The organism is Achromobacter seleniivolatilans, assembly GCF_030864005.1.
Classification (GTDB): Bacteria; Pseudomonadota; Gammaproteobacteria; order Burkholderiales; family Burkholderiaceae_B; genus Achromobacter; species Achromobacter seleniivolatilans.
Map to the genome: position 1 here is coordinate 5,344,311 of NZ_CP132976.1, position 21,807 is coordinate 5,366,117.

Sequence of the window (21,807 nt, forward strand, 5' to 3'; positions counted from 1 at the left end):
ATGGCACATCCATACGAAAACCTGTTCCGGCGACCGTATGAAGCGGTTTCTTCAATCGCCGCTCTTGCATCCGTCGGCGCCCTATGGATTTACCAGGGTCTTTTCCTTGTCACGCCTGCCACGGGAGGGATACTAAGCGCAGGTCTGCTCTCGCTCGCGGCGATCAGAGCTCGGCAGGCGAGGCGCCTAATCCGCTTTCAACGCAATCTGCGACGGTTGCCGACGTACTCGCTAACTGCCAATGAGATACCTTGTTCGTCGAGGGAGTTGTTTCTAGGAAAGGGCTTCTATTGGACGCAAGAGCACACGCAGCGGCTTCACATTGCTCGCCTCCCTCAGTACAAGCACCTGACTGCGAGGAATGAGCTGTACCAGTGGGCCCGTCGAGTGGAGCGCCAGCATCCCGGATGGCTTGCGAATCTGCTCAGAAGGGACGCGTGGTGGAACCCGGCCAAACCGCTGCCTCCGGTAGGCGGAGACCCTGCAATTCACGGCGTAGAGCCCGACGAGCGGGATATGTGGTCCAGCCTTGGCGAGCGAGTCGGCCACACGTTGGTGCTTGGAACAACGCGCGTGGGCAAGACTCGGCTATGTGAACTGTTGGTCACGCAGGATATCCGCCGCGGCGACGTCGTCGTGGTTTTTGATCCCAAAGGGGATGTCGAGCTACTCCTTCGAATGTATGCAGAGGCGTGCCGTGCAGGCCGGGAGAAGGATTTCCACTTCTTCCATTTGGGCTACCCCGATGCGTCATCGAGGTATTCGCCCATCGCGACGTTCTCGCGGATTACCGAAGTGGCGACTCGGCTTGCTGGGCAATTGCCCTCGGAGGGCCAGGCTGCGGCGTTCAGAGAGTTCGTGTGGCGTTATATCAACGTGATGGCGCGCGCGATGGTCGCGCTTGGAATGAAGCCCAGCTACGAGGTCATCTACCAGAACGCCGTCAACATTGACGACCTCTGTCTGAAGTACTTCGAATACTGGCTCGACCGAGACCATTCCGGCTGGCGTGACGAGATGTCGGAGCCGGACAAGCAGCTCCAAGCGCAGGCTCAAAAGACAGGGCGGGCGATGTACCCGTTGCAGATTCTGAAGCTGATTCGGGATAAGGGCTGGCATGACCAGATTGCGGATGGTCTCGCCAGCGTTCTTACGAATGATCGTTCGTATTTCGAGAAGCTGGTTTCTTCCCTGTATCCACTACTGGAGAAGCTAACAACTGGGCCAGTTTCGAAGCTGTTGTCGCCGGACTATTCCGATCCTACGGATCCCCGCACGGTGTTCGACTGGCAGAAGGTCATCGACACGGGAGGCATTGTGTATGTGGGCCTAGACGCCTTGAGCGATTTCGAGGTCGCTGGTGCAGTCGGCAATTCGATGTTCGCAGATCTGACATCAACGGCTGGGCGCCTTTACAAGTTTGGGTCGGGATACGGGCAGACGACGCCTGGCAAAAAGCGCAACGTGTGCATTCACGCCGACGAGTTCAATGAGCTTGTCGGCGACGAGTTCATTCCCATGGTGAACAAGGCAGGCGGTGCCGGCTACCAGGTGACCGCGTACACCCAGACCGGTTCGGACGTCGAGTCTCGAATTGGCTCGAAGGCCAAGGCAGATCAGATCTTCGGCAACTTCAACACGCTGGTGATGATGCGCGTGAAAAACCTGCCAACAGCTGAAATTCTCACCGATCAACTGCCGAAGGTGCAGGTGTATACGCGCCAACTGGACTCCGCAACTGGGGATGGGACAGACGACGGCGTAACGGATTTCACGTCTCGGACGCAAGATAAGTACTCGGCGCGTGAGGTGGCGTTGGTTGATCCCTCGGACCTGGTGCAGCTACCCAAGGGGCAAGCGTTCGCGCTCATTGAGGGCGGCCAGTTGGTCAAACTGCGTTTGCCGTTGGCAAGCAAAGACGCAGATCCGCTGATGCCAACGGGCTTAGCCGCCGTCGTCAAAAGTATGCGCTCGACGTACCAGGCATACGCGGACGCCGCGGACGCGGGCCGCGTCATCGGCATGCAGGACTTTGAAGGCTCTTCTTCAAACGATCTGCAGCGAACTGGTGGGGTGTCGTCCAATGTGACAGTGGAGGGGGCCGGCCGTGGCTTCTAGGGACAAAGCTTCCGGGGAGGATGCTGTTCGAGGATTCTTCTGGCCGATACACGCCGCGCTTCATTTTTCCGTTTGGCTCATCGTGGTGATGTTCCTGTCCGTTGTGGCATCCCTTACGGTTGCCGCCGGCTTCCAGACCGACCGGGCCCCGTCAAAGTATATGAGCGACCTGGTCGAACACTATCTCGACCAAGCGCCCAATAGAAGGGTTGCTGACGATGTAGCGGGCATATCTCGGGCTTTGGTGTTTGGCTGGCCCGGGGTGGCGGCGGCGTTGTCTGACGAGACCAGTACCTCCCCGCCCAGTCTCCTGGGAGGCGCTGTGCAGAGGTCGACCCGAGGACAGGGGCGCGAGCTAGTTCTCGTAACTATGCATGCTGTGGAGCTGCTTGGTGTGCGGTTGCTGTTGCTTTTTAGCGCGCTGCCGGCGCTGGCCCTGCTGCTAGCGCTCGCTCTGACGGATGGCCTGGTGGCGCGTTATGTGCGGCGGGAATGCGGGGGGCATGAATCGGCAACACGACACACACGCGCCAAGCGTCTGCTGAATCGGGGAATCATTCCGATGGTGGCGGTGGTATGGCTCATCGTGCCGGCACCGATGTCCCTGGCCATGTTCTTCCTTCCCGTTGCAGCGGGAGGAGCAGTCCTCGTTTGGGTCATGGCCAAGTACTTTAAGAAGTATCTATAAGTCAAAAACGCCTATGGCGGTCAGGACGAATTAATGAAAGAAATCATGAGCGTTGCTGTCGGTCAGGTTTTTCTATGTATCGAAGGCCGACCGAGCAGTCATCATGTCGAAATTCGGGTGCGAGAGAGGAAGGAGAACGGCCGGCCAGGTCGCACTATCGGATTGGAAGTTGAGCGGCGGTCGGGACTCTTTGCAATTGCCATGGGCATGCTTTCCGTCGGTGGTTCCCTGCCGCCGGAGCAAGCGTTCGATCAAAACGAGACCGTCGGCACCGCGCGGAATACGCCCCACCGCATCCCTCTGCGGCAACAGGAATGGGATCTCTTGGACGGCATGCGTTCGGTTGACGCCGGCGAGCCCCAGCGCAGTATCCAGGCCGTAAAGGCTATGCATCGCAAGCTGCAGCGCCGAATGCACATCGTTCAGCGGTGCGTGCAATTGATGGAAGTGTTGGGTGACCAGGACGCGCAACAGATCGATCTGCTCCTCACGCTCGCGGCAACGGGGCGGCCGTTGCCGTTCTCGATCCATGTAGGCCCGGCATCGACTTCAGACCAGGACGAGTCGCGTCGAGGTCTCCCACATTGACAATATGAGGGGACTGACGTGAAAACGGTAGATAAGTAGGTCTCGGCAAGTATCGGGTTTCCCTTGCCAACGGCGATCAATCGTCTCTCACCGCGCCCGGTCTATAGTGGCACACTTTTTTCGCAACCTTCTTCGTCCTAGTCCCGCGCGAAATACTCGCCCCGCTGCCTACAATGCGCCGCAGCGGCGCATTTGGCCGCTGTCGACCTAAAGTACTCACTGAGCTTAGACGCCGCGCTCTGAGCGGAGCAACTTCGGAGAACTCATTGTCGAGGAGGTTATAGGGGCCTCGCACTTGTGACCTAGCACCTTGCCGTTCGAGTGTCGCCACTGCTGGCAAAGATCATTAGCCGCGGATGCCAAGCCATCCAGTCATCCCCACATAGATGCCCACGGCAATGATCAGCAGGCTGGAGAGATACGGCGCTCGTTGGGCAACCGCGTTAAGCCACGGCGCACGTTTGTTGACTTGGCGGACGCTTAGTGCCGCCACAGCTCCGACCGTCACTAGCGTGAGGGCCAGCCCAATCGAGAAGCACAGCACCAGGACGGCACCCAGCGCGAACTCCTTGAGTTGGAGGCATAACAAAAGCACGGTAATCGCTGCGGGGCAAGGGATCAGCCCGCCGGTTAGGCCGAACAGGGCGATCTGCCAGTTGGTCACATTCCGGTTCGTGAAACGCCGGCGGATGTCATTGGCATGCGCTAGCTGGTGAGCATCCTGGTATCCCTCACCCGCCACATCCAGTCCTCGCATCTCTTCGTGCAGGTGGTCATGCTGATGCTCATCCGGCTCCATGAATGCGATGTCATAACTGTGGACATGCCCGCCGTGGCCCAGGGTAAGGCGCGCCATGAACTCGTGTGGTTCAGGAATGTCCTCAAACGACTCCAGATAGCCGTTCTTCTGCGCGAAACGGAATTCGTGGCGCGCCCCATCGATCCGTTCGGTCGTCACAGAAACGTCCTGCGCTTGCCAGTTCCCGCCCCGCATGCTGGTCAATCGCCAACGCGGTGGAACGCCGTCTTCGTACACTTCTAGCGCGACTATGCCGTGCCCGGTATCAATTTCGTGCCGCTCCACCGCATGGGAATGGCCCCCATGCCCGTGGTTTTGATTGTGATCAAGGTGATGGTTGCCATGGTCCGCATTACGCTGGTCCCGCCACGTCCGCCAGAGCATCCATGCCGCGATCAGCCCGATGATCACCCCGGACGCCAGCTGGAAGTACGGCTCCAGTTCCTCCGCCGCCACTCCACGCCAAAGATACATGCCGCCCAGGCCGATCCCCCACACGATCAGGGTGTGCGAAATGGTCGCGGTAATGCCTAGCAGCATCGCCTGCCACACCGATCCCCGGATCGCGACGATGAACGCAGCCATCATCGTCTTGGAATGGCCGGGCTCCAGCCCGTGCAGAGCGCCCAGCAGAATGGCACTCGGAATAAACAGCCAGGCGTGCGACGAACCCTGGGCGATCAGATCAGAAAACGACAACATGGATAGCGTTCTTAGAGGTATTTGGTTATTTCTTTGAACTCGTCGATCGCGCGCTGCCTATCCGCGTCCAGCTCGCCTACCGCATCCTGTAGGCAGTGGTCGATATGGTCTTGAATGAGGATCTTCTTGGCCTGGGAAATGGCACGCTCGACCGCGTGCAGCTGCTGAGCCAGCTCAAGGCAGGGGCGGTGTTCTTCCATCATCGACAGAATGCTGCGCAAATGCCCTTCCGCCCGCTTGAGACGTTTGGCTACGGCGTCGTGATGATGGTGGGGATCTGGTTTAGTCATGCGGAAATCATATCCTCCCCCGGGGGATATTACGCAAGAGACCATGTCGCCAATCAGGGCAAGCGGGAAACTGCTGTTGCGGGGGCCCTAAAGCCACCACGCAGGCTCAGAGCGATACTATGGCATCGCCAAATCTGTCACTCCAGTTTCAGGGCGCCGACAAGGATCGACCGACGTTTCCTAAAGCGGGAGGCGCCCAGCATGCACCGATTTGGCGTTCCCTTGTAGCCTCGAGCCGTCCTTGATGACCGACAGATCCAGATCCCAAAAGGTCGTCACTCCCCCCGCCCAGCTGGCTTAGGACCCAATAGATTGTTGTTGCATGCGCGCCTAGCGAATTTGACATACACAAGTTCGGCGACAAGCTCGATCAGTGTCTGGGTGACGATGACTGCTGGCAGGATCGGTATGGCTCCAGGGATAGCTAACGCCAAGGGCAATACCACGAGTGAATTTCGTGTCGCCGCGCTAAACCCGACGGCGAGACGTTGCGCGGCTGGCAGGCGCCACGCCCTCGCGACAATCCAACCTACGACTGGGCTCAGTAGCGCGAATGCAATGTAGAGCGGAACTACTTGCCCAACAGGAATGAGCGCTTGCCCCAATTCCGGCGTGACAGCGGCCACGACGACGGCCAATACAGCAGCGGTTGCGGGGACGGGTAGCAACCCAAGCACCTCGGTGACTTTGCTACCGACGTTGCTCCGGGTGGCCCAGGCTTGGCAAGCCGCGGCAAGCACCAACGGAACGGCGATCAACCAGACAAAGGCATAAATGAACGGCTCCCAACTCACAAGCTGGCTCGTCTCTCCACCCAAAAACAGTTGCAGATACAGGGGAAGCAGTAGCATCTGGCCGACCAAGAGAATTGGTGTCGCGGCCAAAAGCGCCCGGGCATCCGCGCGTCCCAGATGTGCAAAGGTCACTACATAGTCAATGCAGGGCGTTAGCACGACCAGCAAGAAGCCGATCCGGATGAGTGACTCCCCAGGTAACCACGGCAAGAGAATCGCTACCAGTACAGGAATTGCGACAAAGTTGGCGGTGATTAATGCCCCCACAAACCGGACATTCGTCATGGCCTGGCGAAGCTCGCCCATTGGGACCTGCAAAAAAGTCACAAACAGCATCAAAGCCAGTAGGGGTTCGATGGCGACGGCTAGGCCGCGCGTGGCGGGCAGAAAGAATGCTGTGACAAATGCCGCCGACACCGCCACAAAGTAGACGGAAATCTGCCTGGTTTCCAGTAAGTCACGAAGGTTTGCGGAACTCATCTGTAAAGGCTCCCCTCAGGCATTCGCTGGCGCTAACAGCTTGTGTTCGACGATTCCGGGGATGATCAGCACGAAGCACATCAGTCGCATGAAACTGCGATCATCTCCTAGGAAAAGCGATCCATACACCTCCGCGACGGCCGCCAATACCAAGTAAATCCACCCCATCCTAGTCCCCGTATCGCAACGCACCAAAAATCGCAATATACCGGAACGATTATCAAATCCACCCCAATCTCTTCCCAGCTCCACCCCAAAAGCACTCAGCGAAAAAGGACTGTCAGCGACATCATTCGCAAACGCTTTTTTGCAACCTGTGGGCGTCATCTCGAAGTCTAGATGGCGGCTAGCTGCATTCGGTGCGACAGGGCCTCGGCGGTTCCCTTGCGTTCGCTGAAGCGGTCCACGAGGTAGGGCGCGACATCTCGAGCGAGCAAGATGAACTTCATCAGCTCCTCGACGACATCAACCACGCGGTCTTAGCAGGGCGAGGGCTTGATCCGCCTCGCATGATCGAACTCCAGGTAAGCCTTAGCTACGGACGATTGCCTGGGTATAGTCAGTATTCGCATCCATCGGCCCGATACCCGCCTCTGGTGCACCGCATTGAAGAGCTGCGAACCTCCGGATACGTGCATGACGGCCAGCGCTTTGCTCTGAGTCTGGCGCACAGTCCCCAGGGACAAGGGGATCCAGTCGATCTGAGTCTTCATCAGACCGGTCATGGCGCCATGGCGCCATGGCGCTCCGGCGAGCTCCACATCATGCCTTCCGACCATTGAACTCGCTCATTCAGCTCGCGGACTTTGGTGTTGTCGACACGGTAGTCGTCGACCAGTGGCAAGGCGGACGGATTAAGGATGGCGGAAGCTTTGGAGAATCTGTACCTAGGCTGGTTCCGGGCTCCGGAGGCAAAGGAACAAATGTGTGGAATTCACGCTCGGCATCGATAAACACCATTGGCTGGAACTGCTAGGCAACGACCAGACATGTTATCTACGATCCAGACCCTCTCGTCGTCGCCGGCGCTATATCGGCATGGCAAGGACGAACTCGAACTTGCGGCGGCTAGCTAGCGAGCGTAGCAGGCGACAGCGACTCGATGATGCGGCACTCGGCTACCGTGCCGCAACTGCACTGATCAATGAGATGGTCGAGTTCGGATTTCAAGGCACGAAGGTCGCGAATTTTCTGCTCGACAGCCTTGCGGTGCTCCATCGCAATTTCATCAATGGCAGCGCATGAGCGTGACTTGTCATCCGAAAGCGATAGCAACGCCCGCACTTGGGGCAAAGAGAACCCCAGGTCGCGCGATCTCCGAATGAATGCCAGCCGTTGCAGGTGGCTGGGTTCGTAGGCTCGATAGTTGCCCTGAGTGCGCTCGGGCCGCGGTAGCAATCCTTCGCGCTCGTAATAGCGGATGGTTTCAATATTCGTGCCGGTTGCCCGTGCAAGAACACCAATGGTCAGCGGACGTGTGCTCATAAGTTTGACTCTGTAGTCACTACGGGGTTTATGGTACGCCCATCGCCTAATTCATGTCGAGTCCAGCTATGTCCACAAACAAGGCCCTGAAATTACGAATAGAGGGGATGGATTGCGGCGCTTGCGCGGTCAAGATCGAAAACGCCATGAAGCGCCTTCCTGGTGTCACCGACATCAACGTCAGCTATGGACAAGAGAGTCTGGCGTTGTCGTATGACGAGGACCGCAGCAGCCAGCAAAAGATCGAAGCGCAGATCCGAGCGCTGGGATTCACGCCCATCGGCCACGACGCGGCCGCAACAGCGGCAACCGCCACCGAACGGGATGCGCTGCCGTTCTGGCGTGGGAAAAAGGCCAGGCTGGTGTGGATGACGGGGATCGCGTTCGCCATCGCATTCGTTGCGGCGCATTTCGCGCCGCAGTTCGAGCGCTGGGCCTATTCAGCGGCCGCCATCCTAAGCATCGTGCCCGTTGTCCGTCGGGCTTACGCCAGCGCCACGACAGGCACGCCGTTCAGCATTGAAACCCTGATGTCGGTGGCCGCCATTGGCGCGCTTGTGATCGGCGCGGCTGAAGAGGCCGCAGTGGTGATATTCCTGTTTGCGGTCGGGGAATTGCTGGAGACTGTGGCCGCTGGCCGCGCTCGCTCGGCAATCAAGGCGCTCATGGATCTTGCGCCGAGGCAGGCGCTCCGCGAGCAGGACGGCAAGCTGGAAACCGTGGCAGTGGAACAACTGGCAGTGGGTGATGTCGCAATCGTCAGGCCCGGCGACCGGGTTCCCTCGGACGGAGCCGTGCTTGAGGGTATTTCCGAGGTAAACGAGGCACCGATCACTGGAGAGTCAGTGCCCGTTGCCAAGGAGCCTGGCGCGAACCTTTACGCCGGCAGCATCAACGGCAACGGCGAGCTGCGCATGTCGATCTTGCGGACCGCGGCGGACAACACCATCGCCCGCATCATCCACATGGTCGAGGAAGCGCAGGAGTCCAAGGCTCCGCTGGCACGCTTTATCGATCGCTTCAGCAGCGTCTACACCCCGGTGGCGATGGCGGTTTCCCTGCTTATCGCTATTGTTCCTCCATTGCTGTTCGGCGGCGACTGGATGACCTGGATCTACCGCGGCCTGGCAACATTGCTGATCGCATGCCCCTGCGCCCTGGTCATTTCCACCCCAGCGGCGATCGCTTCGGGCCTCGCCGCTGGCGCCCGGCGGGGGTTGCTGGTGAAGGGTGGGGCGGCGCTGGAAACACTGGGCAAGATCAAGACCGTGGCGTTCGACAAGACGGGCACGCTCACCGAGGGCCGTCCACGCATCACCGATATCGTGGCCATCGAAGGGGCCGAGGATGAGGTCCTAGCGCGGGCCGCCGCTGTAGAGCGCAAGACCAGCCATCCCTTGGGCGCGGCTATCGTGGAAGCGGCGCAGGCGCGGGGCCTGGAGTTGCCCCAAAGCTTCGGCGCGGCGCTCGCCATTCCGGGCAAGGCCGTGACCGCCCGCTTGAAATCGGGATTCGCCTCGGTAGGATCGCCGCGCTATGCGCAAGAACTTGCCCCCATCGAGGAACCGGTATCGCAGGCCATTTCCAAGCTCGAACAGGAAGGAAAGACGGTGGTCGTGGTGCTGGCCGGCAAGCGGATCAGTGGCTTGATCGCCTTGCGCGACGAACCCCGCCCGGACGCAGCCCAGGCGCTGAAGCGCTTGCTCGACATGGGCGTCCAGACCGTCATGCTGACTGGCGACAACCGCCGCACGGGTGACGCGATCGGGGCTGTCCTGGGCGTCAGCGTGCAGGCTGAACTGCTGCCTCAGGCGAAGCTGGCCGCTATCGAAGCGCTCAAACGGGATGGCCATGTGGCCATGGTGGGCGACGGGATCAATGATGCGCCCGCGCTAGCCACCGCGTCGGTCGGCGTCGCGATGGGCGGCGGAACTGACGTTGCGCTGGAAACCGCCGACGCCGCACTGCTTCAGAATCGGGTGATGGGAATCGTGAACCTGATCGATTTATCCCGGATCACGCTCGGCAATATCTGGCAGAACATCGGACTTGCGCTTGGCCTGAAGGCGATCTTCCTGGTGACGACTGTGTTGGGCGTCACAACGCTATGGATGGCGATCCTCGCGGATACCGGGGCCACGGTTCTGGTGACGGCGAACGCGCTGCGCTTATTGCGATATCGCGGGCGCGATTAATGCCGCTTTCTATCCGAACAGCTGCTGCTCCCAACCGACTACGAACTAATAAGGTGAAGCATTGATCAGGACCCGAATCGGAATTTGCGCCATTGCCGCATTGTTGACCTCCGTCGTCCCCTCAGTCCAAGCGGCGGATTCGGCGACTGTGTCCGTCCGTGAAGCCTGGGCTCGCGCAACACCACCCGGCATTCGGGTCGGCGGCGGGTATGTGACGGTGGTAAATAGCGGCAAGCAACCGGACCGCCTCATTGGCGCCAGTTCGCCGTTGTCGGAGAAAACCGAAATCCATGCGTCCGAAACCACCGGCGGCATGGCTCGCATGCGCTGGCTGGAAAACGGCCTGGAAATTCCCGCCGGTAAGGACGTGGTCTTGGCTCCTGGTGGCGTCCACCTCATGTTCCTTGGATTGACGCAACCTATCGTCAAAGACGAACTCGTTCCAGTTACTTTGAGATTTGAGCGAGCAGGCGAGATTACCGTTCAGTTGCGAGCTGGACCTATCGGGTCGCTAAAGGCTCCCGTCGAAAGCGGTGTGAATGACACTACTCATGCTCATTGACAAATCAACTCCGAGCTTCCCAAGATTTGCATAGGAGCCTACCGTGACTAGTGTTTCATCTCCATTGAGACATCGCGCTCGAAGTGCTGCCTCCTGGTTGATTCTGGCGTGGATAACGGCGCTGGTTGCAACTCTATCGGCGGTATTTATCGGGGAAGTGCTGGGCAGGACGCCGTGCGTGTTGTGCTGGTACCAGCGGATATTCATGTTTCCTCTGGTACTGGTGCTAGGGGTTGCCTGCTATCGCGGCGACTGTGGCATCTGGCGCTATGCCTTGCCGCTGGGCGTAGTCGGTGCTGCCTTCGCGTCTTATCACACCTTGTTGTACTGGCGCGTGATCGAGCCTGAGATCGTCGCCTGCTCGGCTGAGGCATCCTGCTCGGGGGCCGCGATGGCAATCTTTGGCTATGTACCTCTACCGCTGCTTTCCCTGACCGCGTTTGCCGTGATAGTCCTTTCCCTACTTTTTGTTCGTCATCACACCAAATAAATGAATCGACGCCTTCTTGTCTTATCCGTCAGTGTCGTCTCGATCGTTGTATTCACGATCTTCGCGTTCCTCTTGCGACCGGCAACTGAGCCAGTGCCACAGGCAGGTCAGGAGGCGGGAGCGGGTGCGCCCACGGCCGCGACGCTCGTGCGATTTCACTCCCCGGTTATTGGGCGATTCGATGCCCCTGTAACCGTGGTGGAATTCTTCGACCCTTCGTGCGAGGGATGCCGCGCCTTCTACCCCTATGTCAAACAGATCCTGAGCAAGTATCCGAGCGACGTACGGGTAGTGATGCGATATGTGCTGTTTCACAAGGGCTCCGAAGAGACGGTTCGGATGCTTGAAGCCGCGCGCCGGCAAGGTCTCTTCGAACCGGTATTGGAAGCGATACTTGAAGCGCAACCCGATTGGCATGATGACCCGACGGTCACCGCCGCCTGGCGCGCCGCAGTAGGTGCAGGGCTGGATGAGACGCGGGCGCGAGCAGAGATGCATGATGCCGCAATTAGCGCACTTATCAAGGCAGATGAGGCGGACGTGAATGCAGTAGGCATCAAGGGTACTCCGACGTTCTTTGTGAACGGAGCACGCCTGGTGAAGCTAAGCCCCCAGGACTTGTCCTCGGCGATTGAGTATGCGATGCAAACTCGCAAGGAATAATTGTCGTGGATTTGCGCAAATGAATTAGAGAGGTGGAAAGCAGCGCGCCAGGCGTTGGGCAGAGGGACGAAAAGTTGAAGCTGGTTCGATCAGCGAACGCCCGGCCATAGCGAAAGATCGAGCTGTTCCTCGGCCCTGCGAGGACGGCTTGCTGTTCGGTAGCCGCCGCAGGCATATTGCGACGTTGATCGAGCGGCAGACGCGATGCGAATACGCATACGCACGAAATCAACCCTTGCGGAGTGGACTGATAAAGCTCAGTCAACGTACGTTGCTGGCAGCAATTGTGCAGGCGATCCCGCATCTCGCATAGCCCATGAGGGCACCGCTTAAGCGTGCCGCGGAGGAGAGGACTGCGCTAAGGAGAGAATTCTTCCAACCCGTGAAACCAACGTAGCTGGATTCCAAAGTCGTCGAGGGCGACGTGCCAAGGCTTGACTGACCTAGCTCTGTAGCCCTCAACGATAGCCGCCGCTAGATGCAGCTTTCAACCCAAAGCGGACCTTGGCATGATCTGACACCGTTTGGCTGGAACTTTCCAGTGAAATGAATTTCATATGCCCATCGCCATGACCCAGCCCGCCAAGCCTGCTAACAGCACCACAATCGCTGGCGGCACGCGCCCCACTATAAGGAGCCCGAACGAGACCAACGCCAGCCCAAAGTCCGCTTTGCCATGGATGGCGCTTGTCCACATCGGGTCATACAGTGCCGACACCAGAATACCAACCACGCCGGCGTTGATGCCGGCCATGGCAGTCTGAATACCCGCGCGGTGACGAAGCCCTTCCCAGAACGGCAATGCGCCCACCAGCATGAGGAAGGCGGGGAGGAATATGGTGCCCAGCAAAGCCAGCCCACCAATCCAGCCATGCAGCGGGCCGTGGGCAGCCGCCCCAAGATAGGCCGAAAAAGTAAACAGCGGTCCTGGCACGGCCTGCGCTGCGCCATAACCAGCTAGGAAGTCGGCGTTGCTGACGATGCCGCTGGGCACCACGGTGGCTTGCAGCAGCGGCAGCACAACGTGCCCACCGCCGAAGACCAGCGCACCGGAGCGGTACACCCCCTCCAGCAGAGCTATCGTCGACGACCCCGTGGCTGCAGCCCACAGAGGCAGAACGACAAGCGGAGTGGCAAACAGCAGCAGCGCAACAAAGCCCAGTTTGCGCGAGACAGGGAAACTGTGGGCTTGGCCTCCGCCAGGTTGTGAAATCTTCAGCGTCCACAAGCCGAGCAGTCCTGCCAACATGATCGCGGCAATTTGTCCCGCTGCTGAGGGCAGGATCATGGTCAGCAGTGCTGCCAGAATGGCGAGTGCAGCGCGTGGCCGGTCAGGGCACAACGACTTGGCCATGCCCCACACAGCCTGTGCCACGATGGCTAAGGCGACTACCTTGAGACCATGTACCCACCCGGACTGGGCCAGTCCTTGGTATTCGGCAATGCCAAAGGCGAACAGGATTAGCGCGATGGCCGATGGCAAGGTGAACCCTGCCCACGCCGCCAGTAACCCCAACCAGCCGGCGCGGCCAAGCCCAAGCGCCATACCCACCTGGCTGCTTGCCGGACCCGGTAGAAATTGGCACAAGGCGACCAGATCGGAATAGCTGCGGTCATCCAGCCAACGGCGGCGCTCGACAAACTCCGAGCGGAAATAACCCAGATGGGCGATCGGTCCGCCGAAGGAGGTCAGTCCCAGCTTAAGGAAGGCGCCGAAGACTTCAACGGCTGAGCCGCGCGCAGATACAGCTTCGTGCTGTACGGTGTTGGCGGAGCCTGTCATATGTCCATTGCCTCCCCAGTGAACTCCCGGATGCGTTCTTTGGCCAGCGCCAAGCCTTCCTTGCCCTTGGGCGTGATCGTGTAAAGCTTGCGCATGGTGCGTCCGTCGCGCTCCTGGCGCGAAATGAGGTAGCCATCGCGTTCCATCTTGTGAAGCATCGGGTACAACGTTCCGGGAGAAAGCCGGTAGCCGTGGTGGGCCAGCTCGTCAATCATCCACTGCCCATAGATTTCCTGCTCGGCTGCGTGGTGCAAAACGTGCAGGCGGATCAGTCCCGACAGCAGATCGTGGTGCTCCATTGCGCGAGGTGTTGAGCTCTCTTTCATATCGATTTTCGATAACGAAATTCGATAATAACACTTGCGTGAGCGATCAAAGTCTGTGCAGTTGTTCCTCCTGGAAGGGCTGCCGTTGGCGAGGTGCAGACTTTCGCGGCCGTCTGCTCCCGCCCCAAAGGCGAAGCTGCTTACAGCATTCTGAATAAACAATATTCGAACTGCTGCCGCGCTCCAGAAGGAGTTTCATGCATCTCAGACACACTTTTGACCAACTCGAAGGCTGGCCCAATTTCGCTTGATAGGCTTGAGGCGTCATAGCGCATCGTGTCCAGCCCGCTGCACTTAAGTGGCCCTTCCAGCCCGAACGTAGCGATTATGGCGAAACCTGATGGCCTCAACGCGTGAGTGAGTTGGGCGACATAAGCACGCCGGTCGTTCGATTCCATCAGAAAGTGAAACACCGCTCGGTCATGCCAAATGTCATATCGCCCACCAGGGAGATCGACCGTCGTGACATCGCCGACCAGCCATTGAACATTTGCTGCTCGGCGCCCGATCCTAGTGGCACTCGCGGAGATCGCCGCCTCAGAAATGTCCAAGACGGATAGATCCTTGTAGCCTAAGTCCAACATATCGTCGACCAAGGTGGATTGCCCGGCTCCGACATCAATGATTGCCGCGGTTTCAGAAAGTCCCGTCTGCTTCATCAGTCCCAAAGACCGTGTGAGATGCGGTGTGTACCAACTTGCCGTGTCGCTTCCTTTAACTTGGTGAACATGTTCCCAGTGAGTTTTTTTTGACATGGGGGACTTCTCCAAATAGGGGTTTGCCATGAATGATCGCCGAGGAGGTGTTGTTAGGTCGGGCGCCTTTGCTACGGCGAGACGATGTCCGTCAAAGTTGCGGCGCTCGTTTCCCTGATCAAGGAGACGAAGTCGACTAGATACTCTTTAGCGCTATCTGGCGCGCGAGTCGCGGCCCAGACGTCAGCAATTAGCCCTGCCTCCGTTATCGGCCTTGCGGTGACGTACTGTCTCTGAAGGTAGCTTTGCACCGCCCATCGAGGCAACACTGCGATGCCGCGGCTCGTAGCAACAAGCATCAATATTGCCACCGTAAGCTCGGTGGTGCGACGCTTGGGCACGATTCCTGCCGGCTTGAGCAACTGGCGGATGATGTCTAAAGCGTCGTCGGAGACCGGATAGGTAATGAGGGTTTCGTCGATAAAATCCGCGGCTTGCAACACACTCTTCTGGGCGAGTGGATGGTCATTTGCCACAAGTGCCATCAGTCGATATCGAAACAGATGGTGGAAGTCAATGCCCGCTTCTGGCTCTTGGCAAGATACCAGGGCTACATCGGCTCGATCTTTGTGGAGCAACGCTACAGGATCTGATTGATAGCCAGACACCAAGTCAACCTCGACCTCTGGCCACCGGGCGCGAAATGCATCTACAGCCGGCATCAACCAGTCGAAGCAGGTGTGGCACTCAAGAGCGATCCGAAGTGTGCCGGTTGCGCCCTTGGCTAACCGAGCAAGGTCCCGAGTGGTCTGGTGCAGGATCGGAACCACTGCGTCAGCGGCTTCCAATAGGCGTTTGCCAGCTGGTGTGAACGTCACCGGCGAGGATTTGCGCACGAACAGCTGTAGACCATAGAAGTCTTCTAGCGCCTTTATGTGGTGGGACTGCGCGCCCTGCGTTAGACGCAGCCACGTCGCCGCCCGTGAAACGCTACCGCTATCTCGCAAAGCGATCAATGTCTGCAAATGCCGCACGTCTATAGGGATTCTTTCCATTACTTTTTTTGAGATCAAGAGACGTTATTATTCATTTGATTAATATACACCAGTGCGCGAAACTGCCGAGCTCTCCTTGCGACCGTGCTCTCACGGTCGACAAAGTTTAATTTTCTTGTAAGGATTTAGGATCATGACCGGCCACACAATGCACCGCCAGGTTGCGATATTGGCGACGGCCCAAGCTCTGTTTCAGACTGCTTCTGTGCTTGTGATGACTGTAGGAGGATTGGCCGGCGGGCTGGTCGCGCCTAGTCCCGAGTTGGCCACCACGCCAATCGCGGCAATGTTCCTGGGAACTGCTGTGATGACTTTTCCAGCTTCGAGCTGGATGGCGAAGGTCGGTCGACGGAGAGGCTTTCTGACAGGGTCCTCCCTCGGCATACTTGGAGGTCTTCTTGCCGCCCTTGGAGTGTGGCTAGCGTCCCTGCCTGTACTGGCGGCAGGAACGTTCCTTGTTGGCGCCTATCAGGCTTTCGCTCAGTTCTACCGGTTTGCCGCGAGCGAGGTGGCAGACGAACTGTTTCGTCCTCGCGCGATTTCTCTAGTTTTGGGTGGCGGAATCGTGGCGGCTCTGTTGGGGCCTACCTTGGCCCGCGTAGGTGGGCCCATGTTGCAACCTGTCTACACTGGCTCTTTCATCATTTTGGCTGCCGTTTCCCTGGTCGCTACGTGTGTGTTAGCGGCTCTGCGCATGCCCAACGTGCGGGTCGATCATGTGGATCCTACGCAGGGCCGCAGTTGGCTTGCCATTGTTAAACAACCGTCGTACCTGGTCGCGTTGTTCAGCGCTGTCACTGGGTACGGAGTCATGATATTGGCCATGACGGCGACGCCGCTCGCCATGGTGCACCACCATCATGAGTTGTCCACCGCGACGACAGTGATTCAACTTCACGTTCTTGGCATGTTTCTTCCTTCGTTTTTCACCGGCTCGCTCATTGCGCGATTCGGGGTCATACGCGTCATGCTCGCGGGTGTCGTGTTGCTGGTGGGGCATGTTCTCCTGACTTGGACTGGCACGTCTTTTTATTCCTTTGCCAGCGCACTCATTTTGCTCGGCGTAGGGTGGAACTTCCTCTACATCGGCGGCACAACGCTACTCACCACAACTTACTCACCGTCAGAGAAAGGGCGCGCCCAAGCCACGAACGACATGACTATTTTTGTTGTGGGGCTTGCTTGTTCTTTCAGCGCGGCAGGCTTGCTCAAGCGATTCGGATGGCAGGCGCTAAACGAACTGCTCTTGCCCTGGTTGGCGGTCGCCGCAGTACTTCTGTTGTGGTACGGCTTCTCCACGTCCGCCAAAGCGCGGGCCCAACAGGTGAAAGGATCGGTATGAGCTTTCCTTCAAGTGATGGGTTGTGCGTCAGCGATAGCCGCAGCCGCCTCTTTGCCAAACTCGAAGAATTAGGCATATGTTGTGAAGTTGTTCCCTACCCATCCCATGCTTCGATTGAAGAGGGCAAAGCGCTTCGCGGGGCAATGCGCGGTACGTTCACAAAGAACCTTTTGTTGAAAGACAAGAAAGGCAACTACTTTTTGGTCTCGGCGCATGAAGACAGATCTATCAATCTCAAGACGCTCCACAAGCGGGTTGGCGGGAAGGGGCAATTGGGCTTCGCATCAGAAGATCGTGTTGCCGAGCATTTGGGCGTTCGGCCCGGTGCGCTGACCCCGCTCGGCTTAATCAACGACTCGGCCCACGTCGTTAGGCCTGTTATCGATTCAGCACTATTGGACTGCGCCCAACTTAATTTTCACCCGTTAGTGAACGACGAAAGTATTTCGCTTAGTCCAAATCAGTTGCTAGCGTTCATTCGCGCCAGTGGCCACCAAGCAATTTTTGTCGATTTCGACACTTCGGAAGACTCGTAAGTATCATCAAGACCTAGAAATCTATGAACGCCTACACGAAGGTCTCGTGCACCTTTGAACGACACGCTAGCCAAATTCTGCATATTTACAACGACACCATCGCGAATACCACTTCGCTGTACGAATACGAGCCGCGAACGATGCAAACGATGGAATTGTGGTTTGCTACGAAGAGGGAGAAGAACTTTCCGGTGATCGGGGTCGAAAGCGACGACGGAGCGTTGGTCGGGTTCGGTAGTTACGGCGCCTTCCGCCCCTACCCCGCGAAGAAGTATTCGGTTGAGCATTCTGTCTATGTGCACCCGGAGCATCGCGGGCGCGGCGTTGGGAAGATGGTGCTTCAGTCGCTCGTCCAAGCGGCCCGAGGCAACGATCTACATGTCATGATTGGTGCAATAGACACTGCGAACGTCGGCAGCATTTCTTTGCACGAACGCTTAGGCTTCAAGAAGGTGGGGACAATTGAGCAAGTCGGATTCAAGTTTGGGCGCTGGCTAGACATGGATTTCTACCAGATGTTGCTCGATACTCCACGTCACCCGGTAGACGGCTGAACTATCGCGGTTAGCACTATTGCTTCAATCAGATACGTGCCGTTCGTTCGCGTAGCCCGCGCAGAATGTGGCGCGCTACGGCTGTCTATCGGCACTATTTCTATCAACCTTCGAATTGGGGAAGTCCGCTTCTGGCCGCGAGCGGTCTTTGACGACAGACCGCTCCCGACCCAAAGCCGGCGTTCGGAAGTGCTCGCGCTAACGACAGCGTCGCAACGAGTCCCGCCTAATGGCCCCTTGGATAATCGGCTGTCCGCTAAGTGCGGACTTCATGTTGCGCGCGAAGCGGTCCTGCAGATCGAAGGCACGAACTCGAATAGCTGCCGGGGAACATACCGCCTATGTCGAGGCACGTTCCCCGGCCATCAGCATCATCAGCACATGATCGAAAATACTAATCAGATGCTCGGACGGAACCGAGGTGCCAGCCGGTCCGGCGTAATGTGCCAAGAGCGCAATGACAGTGTTTCCCAAGACGTCTACCTCAGTGTCGGACAACGACGGTACGTGTCCCGTATCAGCCGCCCGCTTAAAGAGATTGTTCAGTTCTGCTCGGACAAATGTACTGAAGCGCTCACACAGAGTTCGATAAAGATCCATTAGCGAAGGGATCGCGCTAGCGGAGCTACTCTGTCATTTCGCTTCGGTTAACGCGTTCTGCCCAAAGGACTTACGCCACTCCTTCGGGCTCACTTGGAAGCGCCGTTTGAAGTGCTGGCGCATAGACAGCGGTGTTTGAAAACCCGCCAGTTCCGAAATTTTCTCGATCGGGATAGATGTCGTTTCCAAAAGCTCGCGCGTTCGTCGCAAGCGTTCATTGATGAGCCAATCGACAACCGTCATGCCGGTCGCCTTATGAAAACGACGGGTGAACGTCCGCCGACTCGTTCCCGCTCTTGCCGCCAGTTCATCAATGCTGTGTTGCGCTCCCAGATTTTCCCGCAGGTAATCGAGCAGCTGATTGACTTGAGAATCCTGAGTTGATTCCGCCATTGGGTGTTCGATGAACTGCGCCTGCCCGCCCTCGCGATGCGGCGGTATCACCATGGTTCGCGCAACCTTATTGGCGATCTTCGGCCCGTAATAGGCACGCACGATATACAGACAACAGTCGAGTCCGGCGCCAGTACCCGCTGAGGTAATCAATCGATCCTCGTCGACATACAGCGCGTTCATGTCAAGCCTCACACGCGGAAAACGCACGCAGAAGTCCTTTTCGGCCATCCAGTGTGTCGAAGCTCCCTTGCCGTCGAGCAGTCCTGCATAGGCAAGCACGTAAGCCCCATAGCAAAGTCCAACCACATGCGCCCCTCGCGCATGCGCGCGCACAAGCGCCATCATCAAGTCCTTGTCGGGACGTGCGTCCAGATCGTGCCACCCGGGCACGACCACGATGTCCGCCGTTTCCATCAAATCCAGCCCACCGTCGGGCTGCACGCTCAGCGCGCGTTCGGCGGTCAATGGCTGCGCGTCGGTTGACACGATCTTCAGGTCGAACAAACGACCTTCCGGCAGCTCCGAGCCAAAAACCATGTAGGGGACGGAGAAGTGGAATGGGCTGAAGCTTGGATAGGCGACCAGGGCAACGACGGGCAGTTTTGTGGTCATGGCTGGATAAATCAAGAGTGTGGCCCAAAGTTATCGCTAATTGGAATTCGGGTCAATATTGCAAAAGGAGCCTGCGATACAGAATGCTGCTACCGACTACAACCACTACGGAGCAACACATGCAACGACTCAAGGCCCTTGGCCTTGCCCTTTCTTTCGCGCTGGGCGCGGCCAACGTCTCGGCTCATGCGGCCGGGAATGCAGATGCAACGACGGCCAAGCCAACTTTGCAGATACAACAAATCCGCAACGCCACAGCGAAAATCAACTATGCGGGAAAGACTTTCCTGGTGGACCCTTTCCTGGCAAAAAAGGGCGAATATCCCGGCTTCGAAGGAACCTTCCATAGCGAACTGCGCAACCCGCTCGTCGAATTGCCCATGTCGGCGGATGAAGTCTTGAAGGGCGTGGACGCGGTAATTGTGAGTCATACCCATTTGGACCATTGGGACGGCGGCGCCCATTCGTTCATTCCAAAAGCAATTCCCTTGTTCGTGCAAGATGACGCTGATGCCAAACAGATTCGCGGCCAGGGATATACCAACGTCCAAATATTGGGCAAAGGGACCGTATTCGAGGGGGTGCAGTTGACCAAGATCGGCGGTCAGCATGGCACGGATGAAATGTACGCAGTCAAGCCATTGGCCACGATGTTGGGCGAAGCAATGGGCATCGTCTTCCAATCGCCCGGTGAGAAAACGGTCTATGTCGTGGGCGATACAGTGTGGCGTCACGAAGTCGACCAGACCCTGGCTACGTTCAAACCTGATGTGATTGTGATGAACACGGGCGACGCTCGCGTCGTCGGCTTCATGGGTTCCATCATCATGGGCAAGGACGATGTGCTGCACGCCTATCAAGCCATGCCGAAAGCGATCATCGTCGCAACGCATATGGATGCCATCAACCATATGACGTTAAGTCGCAAAGAGCTCAAGGACCACGTGCAGCAGCACGGCATCCAGGATCGCGTACGCATTCCTGAAGATGGTGAAATCCTGAAGTTCTGAACGATTACGTCAGGCCGGTTTGACGAGGCTTCGGGGCATGTGGGGGGTCATGCTTTTGCGACCGCCCACAGACCCGACGTCAGCATCATCAAACCCGACGCTGTCAGCAAACCAAGGACGATCTGCCGGAAGCGCAGGTCGGATATTCCTTTGTACATCCGTGTGCCGAGAAACGTGGGAATCAGCATGGCGGGGGCAACGATCGCGAACAATGGCAGCGTCGCCTTGGTGACCAGGCCGGCCGCGATGTAGGTGCCCATGATAACGATGAGCATAGCCAGGTTGAAGTTCTGGATGATTGCACGCTGCTCCTCTCTCGGGAATCCGCGCAGGACGCACCACAACGTGGGAATTACGCCGGTGAAACCGCCGAACCCGCCTAGTACGCCTCCAGCCAGTCCCACAACGCCATCAGCCAGCCTGCCGCCGAAACTGATCTTTGGAATGCGCTGTGCAAAAAGCATAGCCGGGCACCAGATCAGAAGTATGACGCCAAGGCCAATTTTGAACGTGTGAGCGTCCACCAGCGGCAAGAGCCAGACGCCGACTGGGATTCCGGTGATGCCTCCCAGGACAAACGGAAGCAATTGGTTCCATTTGAATCCACGCCTGACTGAGAAAGCGGCGATCAGTTGGCCTAAAAGACCACCAAACACTGTCAGTGCGGCTGCGACTTTTGGATCAACAGCCCACACCCAAAACGACATGGCGACCAGGCCGAAGGCAAAGCCAGATAGCCCCTGAACAAAGCCTGCTACGACCGCGCCTGCAACAACCACGAGATAAAGCGTCATTGTTAAACCAAAAGTAAAGAAGAAATACGATTTGCATGGTCACGAGCAAGGCGCCTCGCCCACCACGCGCTTGTTTTCTCTGCCCCAGTAATCGCGCCAGTAGCGGCCCAGTCCTCGCCGGCGGTCGGCGTCGCTAATGTGTCCCTATCGGCCCGGGATCCTCGTGCTCTAGGACCGGCCAATCCTCTAATACGAAGCCGACGGCCCGTAGCCTGCGGGTACTCTCGCCCCGAGAAACCCACGGAAAGAC

The 21,807-nt window shown here is 58.0% G+C and carries 21 protein-coding genes and 2 pseudogenes; 12 read left to right on the plus strand and 11 right to left on the minus strand.

Annotated features, from left to right (window positions below; translation table 11 throughout):
- From traD to RAS12_RS24235, 3 genes are all read left to right on the plus strand, one after another.
- On the plus strand, positions 1-2,118 hold the full coding sequence (traD, locus tag RAS12_RS24225) for a type IV conjugative transfer system coupling protein TraD (RefSeq protein ID WP_306942162.1): 2,118 nt from the start codon (positions 1-3) through the stop codon (positions 2,116-2,118).
- A 160-nt stretch (positions 2,119-2,278) separates the two neighbouring features.
- Complete coding sequence (locus RAS12_RS24230; RefSeq protein ID WP_306951597.1) at positions 2,279-2,806, plus strand: IncC plasmid conjugative DNA transfer DtrJ family protein; 528 nt, start codon at positions 2,279-2,281, stop codon at positions 2,804-2,806.
- A 33-nt stretch (positions 2,807-2,839) separates the two neighbouring features.
- On the plus strand, positions 2,840-3,394 hold the full coding sequence (locus tag RAS12_RS24235) for a hypothetical protein (protein ID WP_306942164.1): 555 nt from the start codon (positions 2,840-2,842) through the stop codon (positions 3,392-3,394).
- 346 nt (positions 3,395-3,740) lie between these two features.
- Here RAS12_RS24235 and RAS12_RS24240 read toward each other — a convergent pair whose 3' ends face one another.
- The 5 genes and pseudogenes from RAS12_RS24240 to RAS12_RS24260 all read right to left on the minus strand — a co-directional run bounded on the left by RAS12_RS24240 (position 3,741) and on the right by RAS12_RS24260 (position 7,944).
- The gene (locus tag RAS12_RS24240) at positions 3,741-4,895 is read right to left on the minus strand and encodes a nickel/cobalt efflux transporter (protein ID WP_306942166.1); all 1,155 of its coding nucleotides are present in this window, start codon (positions 4,893-4,895) and stop codon (positions 3,741-3,743) included.
- A gap of 11 nt (positions 4,896-4,906) precedes the next feature.
- Positions 4,907-5,185: a metal-sensing transcriptional repressor gene (locus RAS12_RS24245; RefSeq protein WP_306942168.1), complete on the minus strand. Its 279-nt coding sequence runs from the start codon at positions 5,183-5,185 to the stop codon at positions 4,907-4,909.
- A 275-nt stretch (positions 5,186-5,460) separates the two neighbouring features.
- Positions 5,461-6,459 (minus strand): arsenic resistance protein, encoded by a 999-nt coding sequence (locus RAS12_RS24250; RefSeq protein WP_306942170.1) that lies wholly within the window; start codon positions 6,457-6,459, stop codon positions 5,461-5,463.
- Positions 6,460-6,794: 335 nt separating this feature from the next.
- Positions 6,795-7,321: pseudogene (locus RAS12_RS24255) on the minus strand (NAD(P)H-dependent oxidoreductase); the annotation flags it as partial.
- A 206-nt stretch (positions 7,322-7,527) separates the two neighbouring features.
- Positions 7,528-7,944: a MerR family transcriptional regulator gene (locus tag RAS12_RS24260; protein ID WP_306942173.1), complete on the minus strand. Its 417-nt coding sequence runs from the start codon at positions 7,942-7,944 to the stop codon at positions 7,528-7,530.
- A 68-nt stretch (positions 7,945-8,012) separates the two neighbouring features.
- On the opposite strand from RAS12_RS24260, the gene RAS12_RS24265 reads away from it, so the two are divergent.
- From RAS12_RS24265 to RAS12_RS31135, 5 genes and pseudogenes are all read left to right on the plus strand, one after another.
- Positions 8,013-10,139 carry a heavy metal translocating P-type ATPase gene (locus RAS12_RS24265; protein WP_306942175.1) on the plus strand — a complete coding sequence of 709 codons (2,127 nt, stop codon included), beginning with the start codon at positions 8,013-8,015 and terminating at the stop codon, positions 10,137-10,139.
- Positions 10,140-10,287: 148 nt separating this feature from the next.
- Positions 10,288-10,701: a copper chaperone PCu(A)C gene (locus RAS12_RS24270; RefSeq protein WP_306942177.1), complete on the plus strand. Its 414-nt coding sequence runs from the start codon at positions 10,288-10,290 to the stop codon at positions 10,699-10,701.
- Positions 10,702-10,744: 43 nt separating this feature from the next.
- On the plus strand, positions 10,745-11,191 hold the full coding sequence (locus tag RAS12_RS24275) for a disulfide bond formation protein B (RefSeq protein ID WP_306942178.1): 447 nt from the start codon (positions 10,745-10,747) through the stop codon (positions 11,189-11,191).
- On the plus strand, positions 11,192-11,854 hold the full coding sequence (locus RAS12_RS24280) for a DsbA family protein (protein WP_306942180.1): 663 nt from the start codon (positions 11,192-11,194) through the stop codon (positions 11,852-11,854).
- 64 nt (positions 11,855-11,918) lie between these two features.
- Positions 11,919-12,059, plus strand: a pseudogene (locus tag RAS12_RS31135) (IS30 family transposase); the annotation flags it as partial.
- Between the two features lie 348 nt (positions 12,060-12,407).
- Here the strand turns inward: RAS12_RS31135 and chrA are convergent.
- The 4 genes from chrA to RAS12_RS24305 form a co-directional block, all read right to left on the minus strand.
- Positions 12,408-13,637 (minus strand): chromate efflux transporter, encoded by a 1,230-nt coding sequence (gene chrA, locus RAS12_RS24290; protein WP_306942182.1) that lies wholly within the window; start codon positions 13,635-13,637, stop codon positions 12,408-12,410.
- Positions 13,634-13,963: a PadR family transcriptional regulator gene (locus RAS12_RS24295; RefSeq protein WP_442538726.1), complete on the minus strand. Its 330-nt coding sequence runs from the start codon at positions 13,961-13,963 to the stop codon at positions 13,634-13,636. Before RAS12_RS24295 ends, chrA begins: the two co-directional genes overlap by 4 nt.
- 140 nt (positions 13,964-14,103) lie before the next feature.
- Complete coding sequence (locus RAS12_RS24300) at positions 14,104-14,748, minus strand: class I SAM-dependent methyltransferase (protein ID WP_306942184.1); 645 nt, start codon at positions 14,746-14,748, stop codon at positions 14,104-14,106.
- A 41-nt stretch (positions 14,749-14,789) separates the two neighbouring features.
- Positions 14,790-15,713 (minus strand): LysR family transcriptional regulator, encoded by a 924-nt coding sequence (locus RAS12_RS24305; protein ID WP_306942186.1) that lies wholly within the window; start codon positions 15,711-15,713, stop codon positions 14,790-14,792.
- Positions 15,714-15,846: 133 nt separating this feature from the next.
- On the opposite strand from RAS12_RS24305, the gene RAS12_RS24310 reads away from it, so the two are divergent.
- The 3 genes from RAS12_RS24310 to RAS12_RS24320 are packed head-to-tail and all read left to right on the plus strand — an operon-like array spanning position 15,847 to position 18,145.
- Entirely contained in the window at positions 15,847-17,055 is a 1,209-nt protein-coding gene (locus RAS12_RS24310) for an MFS transporter (RefSeq protein ID WP_306942188.1), read from the plus strand.
- Positions 17,052-17,591, plus strand: coding sequence for a prolyl-tRNA synthetase associated domain-containing protein (locus RAS12_RS24315; protein ID WP_306942190.1), 540 nt, complete (start codon positions 17,052-17,054; stop codon positions 17,589-17,591). Before RAS12_RS24310 ends, RAS12_RS24315 begins: the two co-directional genes overlap by 4 nt.
- A gap of 23 nt (positions 17,592-17,614) precedes the next feature.
- Positions 17,615-18,145 (plus strand): GNAT family N-acetyltransferase, encoded by a 531-nt coding sequence (locus tag RAS12_RS24320; RefSeq protein WP_306942192.1) that lies wholly within the window; start codon positions 17,615-17,617, stop codon positions 18,143-18,145.
- 633 nt (positions 18,146-18,778) lie between these two features.
- Here RAS12_RS24320 and RAS12_RS24325 read toward each other — a convergent pair.
- Complete coding sequence (locus tag RAS12_RS24325; protein WP_306942194.1) at positions 18,779-19,753, minus strand: GlxA family transcriptional regulator; 975 nt, start codon at positions 19,751-19,753, stop codon at positions 18,779-18,781.
- Positions 19,754-19,872: 119 nt separating this feature from the next.
- Here RAS12_RS24325 and RAS12_RS24330 point away from each other — a divergent pair, with 119 nt between their 5' ends.
- On the plus strand, positions 19,873-20,763 hold the full coding sequence (locus RAS12_RS24330) for an MBL fold metallo-hydrolase (RefSeq protein ID WP_306942196.1): 891 nt from the start codon (positions 19,873-19,875) through the stop codon (positions 20,761-20,763).
- Between the two features lie 47 nt (positions 20,764-20,810).
- On the opposite strand, the gene RAS12_RS24335 is transcribed toward RAS12_RS24330, so the two are convergent.
- A complete protein-coding gene (locus tag RAS12_RS24335; RefSeq protein ID WP_306942199.1) occupies positions 20,811-21,557 on the minus strand; it encodes a sulfite exporter TauE/SafE family protein in 747 nt (248 codons plus the stop codon).
- Positions 21,558-21,807: the final 250 nt, after the last annotated feature.

What these genes read in the sequence shown, in the direction of transcription:
- RAS12_RS24305 (WP_306942186.1), bottom strand. Translation starts at nt 15,713, where the DNA reads ATGGAAAGAATCCCTATAGACGTGCGGCATTTGCAGACATTGATCGCT.
- RAS12_RS24325 (WP_306942194.1), bottom strand. Translation starts at nt 19,753, where the DNA reads ATGACCACAAAACTGCCCGTCGTTGCCCTGGTCGCCTATCCAAGCTTC.
- RAS12_RS24230 (WP_306951597.1), top strand. Translation starts at nt 2,279, where the DNA reads ATGAGCGACCTGGTCGAACACTATCTCGACCAAGCGCCCAATAGAAGG.
- RAS12_RS24280 (WP_306942180.1), top strand. Translation starts at nt 11,192, where the DNA reads ATGAATCGACGCCTTCTTGTCTTATCCGTCAGTGTCGTCTCGATCGTT.
- RAS12_RS24260 (WP_306942173.1), bottom strand. Translation starts at nt 7,944, where the DNA reads ATGAGCACACGTCCGCTGACCATTGGTGTTCTTGCACGGGCAACCGGC.
- RAS12_RS24250 (WP_306942170.1), bottom strand. Translation starts at nt 6,459, where the DNA reads ATGAGTTCCGCAAACCTTCGTGACTTACTGGAAACCAGGCAGATTTCC.
- RAS12_RS24240 (WP_306942166.1), bottom strand. Translation starts at nt 4,895, where the DNA reads ATGTTGTCGTTTTCTGATCTGATCGCCCAGGGTTCGTCGCACGCCTGG.
- RAS12_RS24295 (WP_442538726.1), bottom strand. Translation starts at nt 13,963, where the DNA reads ATGAAAGAGAGCTCAACACCTCGCGCAATGGAGCACCACGATCTGCTG.
- RAS12_RS24300 (WP_306942184.1), bottom strand. Translation starts at nt 14,748, where the DNA reads ATGGCAAACCCCTATTTGGAGAAGTCCCCCATGTCAAAAAAAACTCAC.
- RAS12_RS24245 (WP_306942168.1), bottom strand. Translation starts at nt 5,185, where the DNA reads ATGACTAAACCAGATCCCCACCATCATCACGACGCCGTAGCCAAACGT.
- RAS12_RS24235 (WP_306942164.1), top strand. Translation starts at nt 2,840, where the DNA reads ATGAAAGAAATCATGAGCGTTGCTGTCGGTCAGGTTTTTCTATGTATC.
- RAS12_RS24330 (WP_306942196.1), top strand. Translation starts at nt 19,873, where the DNA reads ATGCAACGACTCAAGGCCCTTGGCCTTGCCCTTTCTTTCGCGCTGGGC.
- traD (WP_306942162.1), top strand. Translation starts at nt 1, where the DNA reads ATGGCACATCCATACGAAAACCTGTTCCGGCGACCGTATGAAGCGGTT.
- RAS12_RS24310 (WP_306942188.1), top strand. Translation starts at nt 15,847, where the DNA reads ATGACCGGCCACACAATGCACCGCCAGGTTGCGATATTGGCGACGGCC.
- chrA (WP_306942182.1), bottom strand. Translation starts at nt 13,637, where the DNA reads ATGACAGGCTCCGCCAACACCGTACAGCACGAAGCTGTATCTGCGCGC.
- RAS12_RS24335 (WP_306942199.1), bottom strand. Translation starts at nt 21,557, where the DNA reads ATGACGCTTTATCTCGTGGTTGTTGCAGGCGCGGTCGTAGCAGGCTTT.
- RAS12_RS24320 (WP_306942192.1), top strand. Translation starts at nt 17,615, where the DNA reads ATGAACGCCTACACGAAGGTCTCGTGCACCTTTGAACGACACGCTAGC.
- RAS12_RS24315 (WP_306942190.1), top strand. Translation starts at nt 17,052, where the DNA reads ATGAGCTTTCCTTCAAGTGATGGGTTGTGCGTCAGCGATAGCCGCAGC.
- RAS12_RS24265 (WP_306942175.1), top strand. Translation starts at nt 8,013, where the DNA reads ATGTCCACAAACAAGGCCCTGAAATTACGAATAGAGGGGATGGATTGC.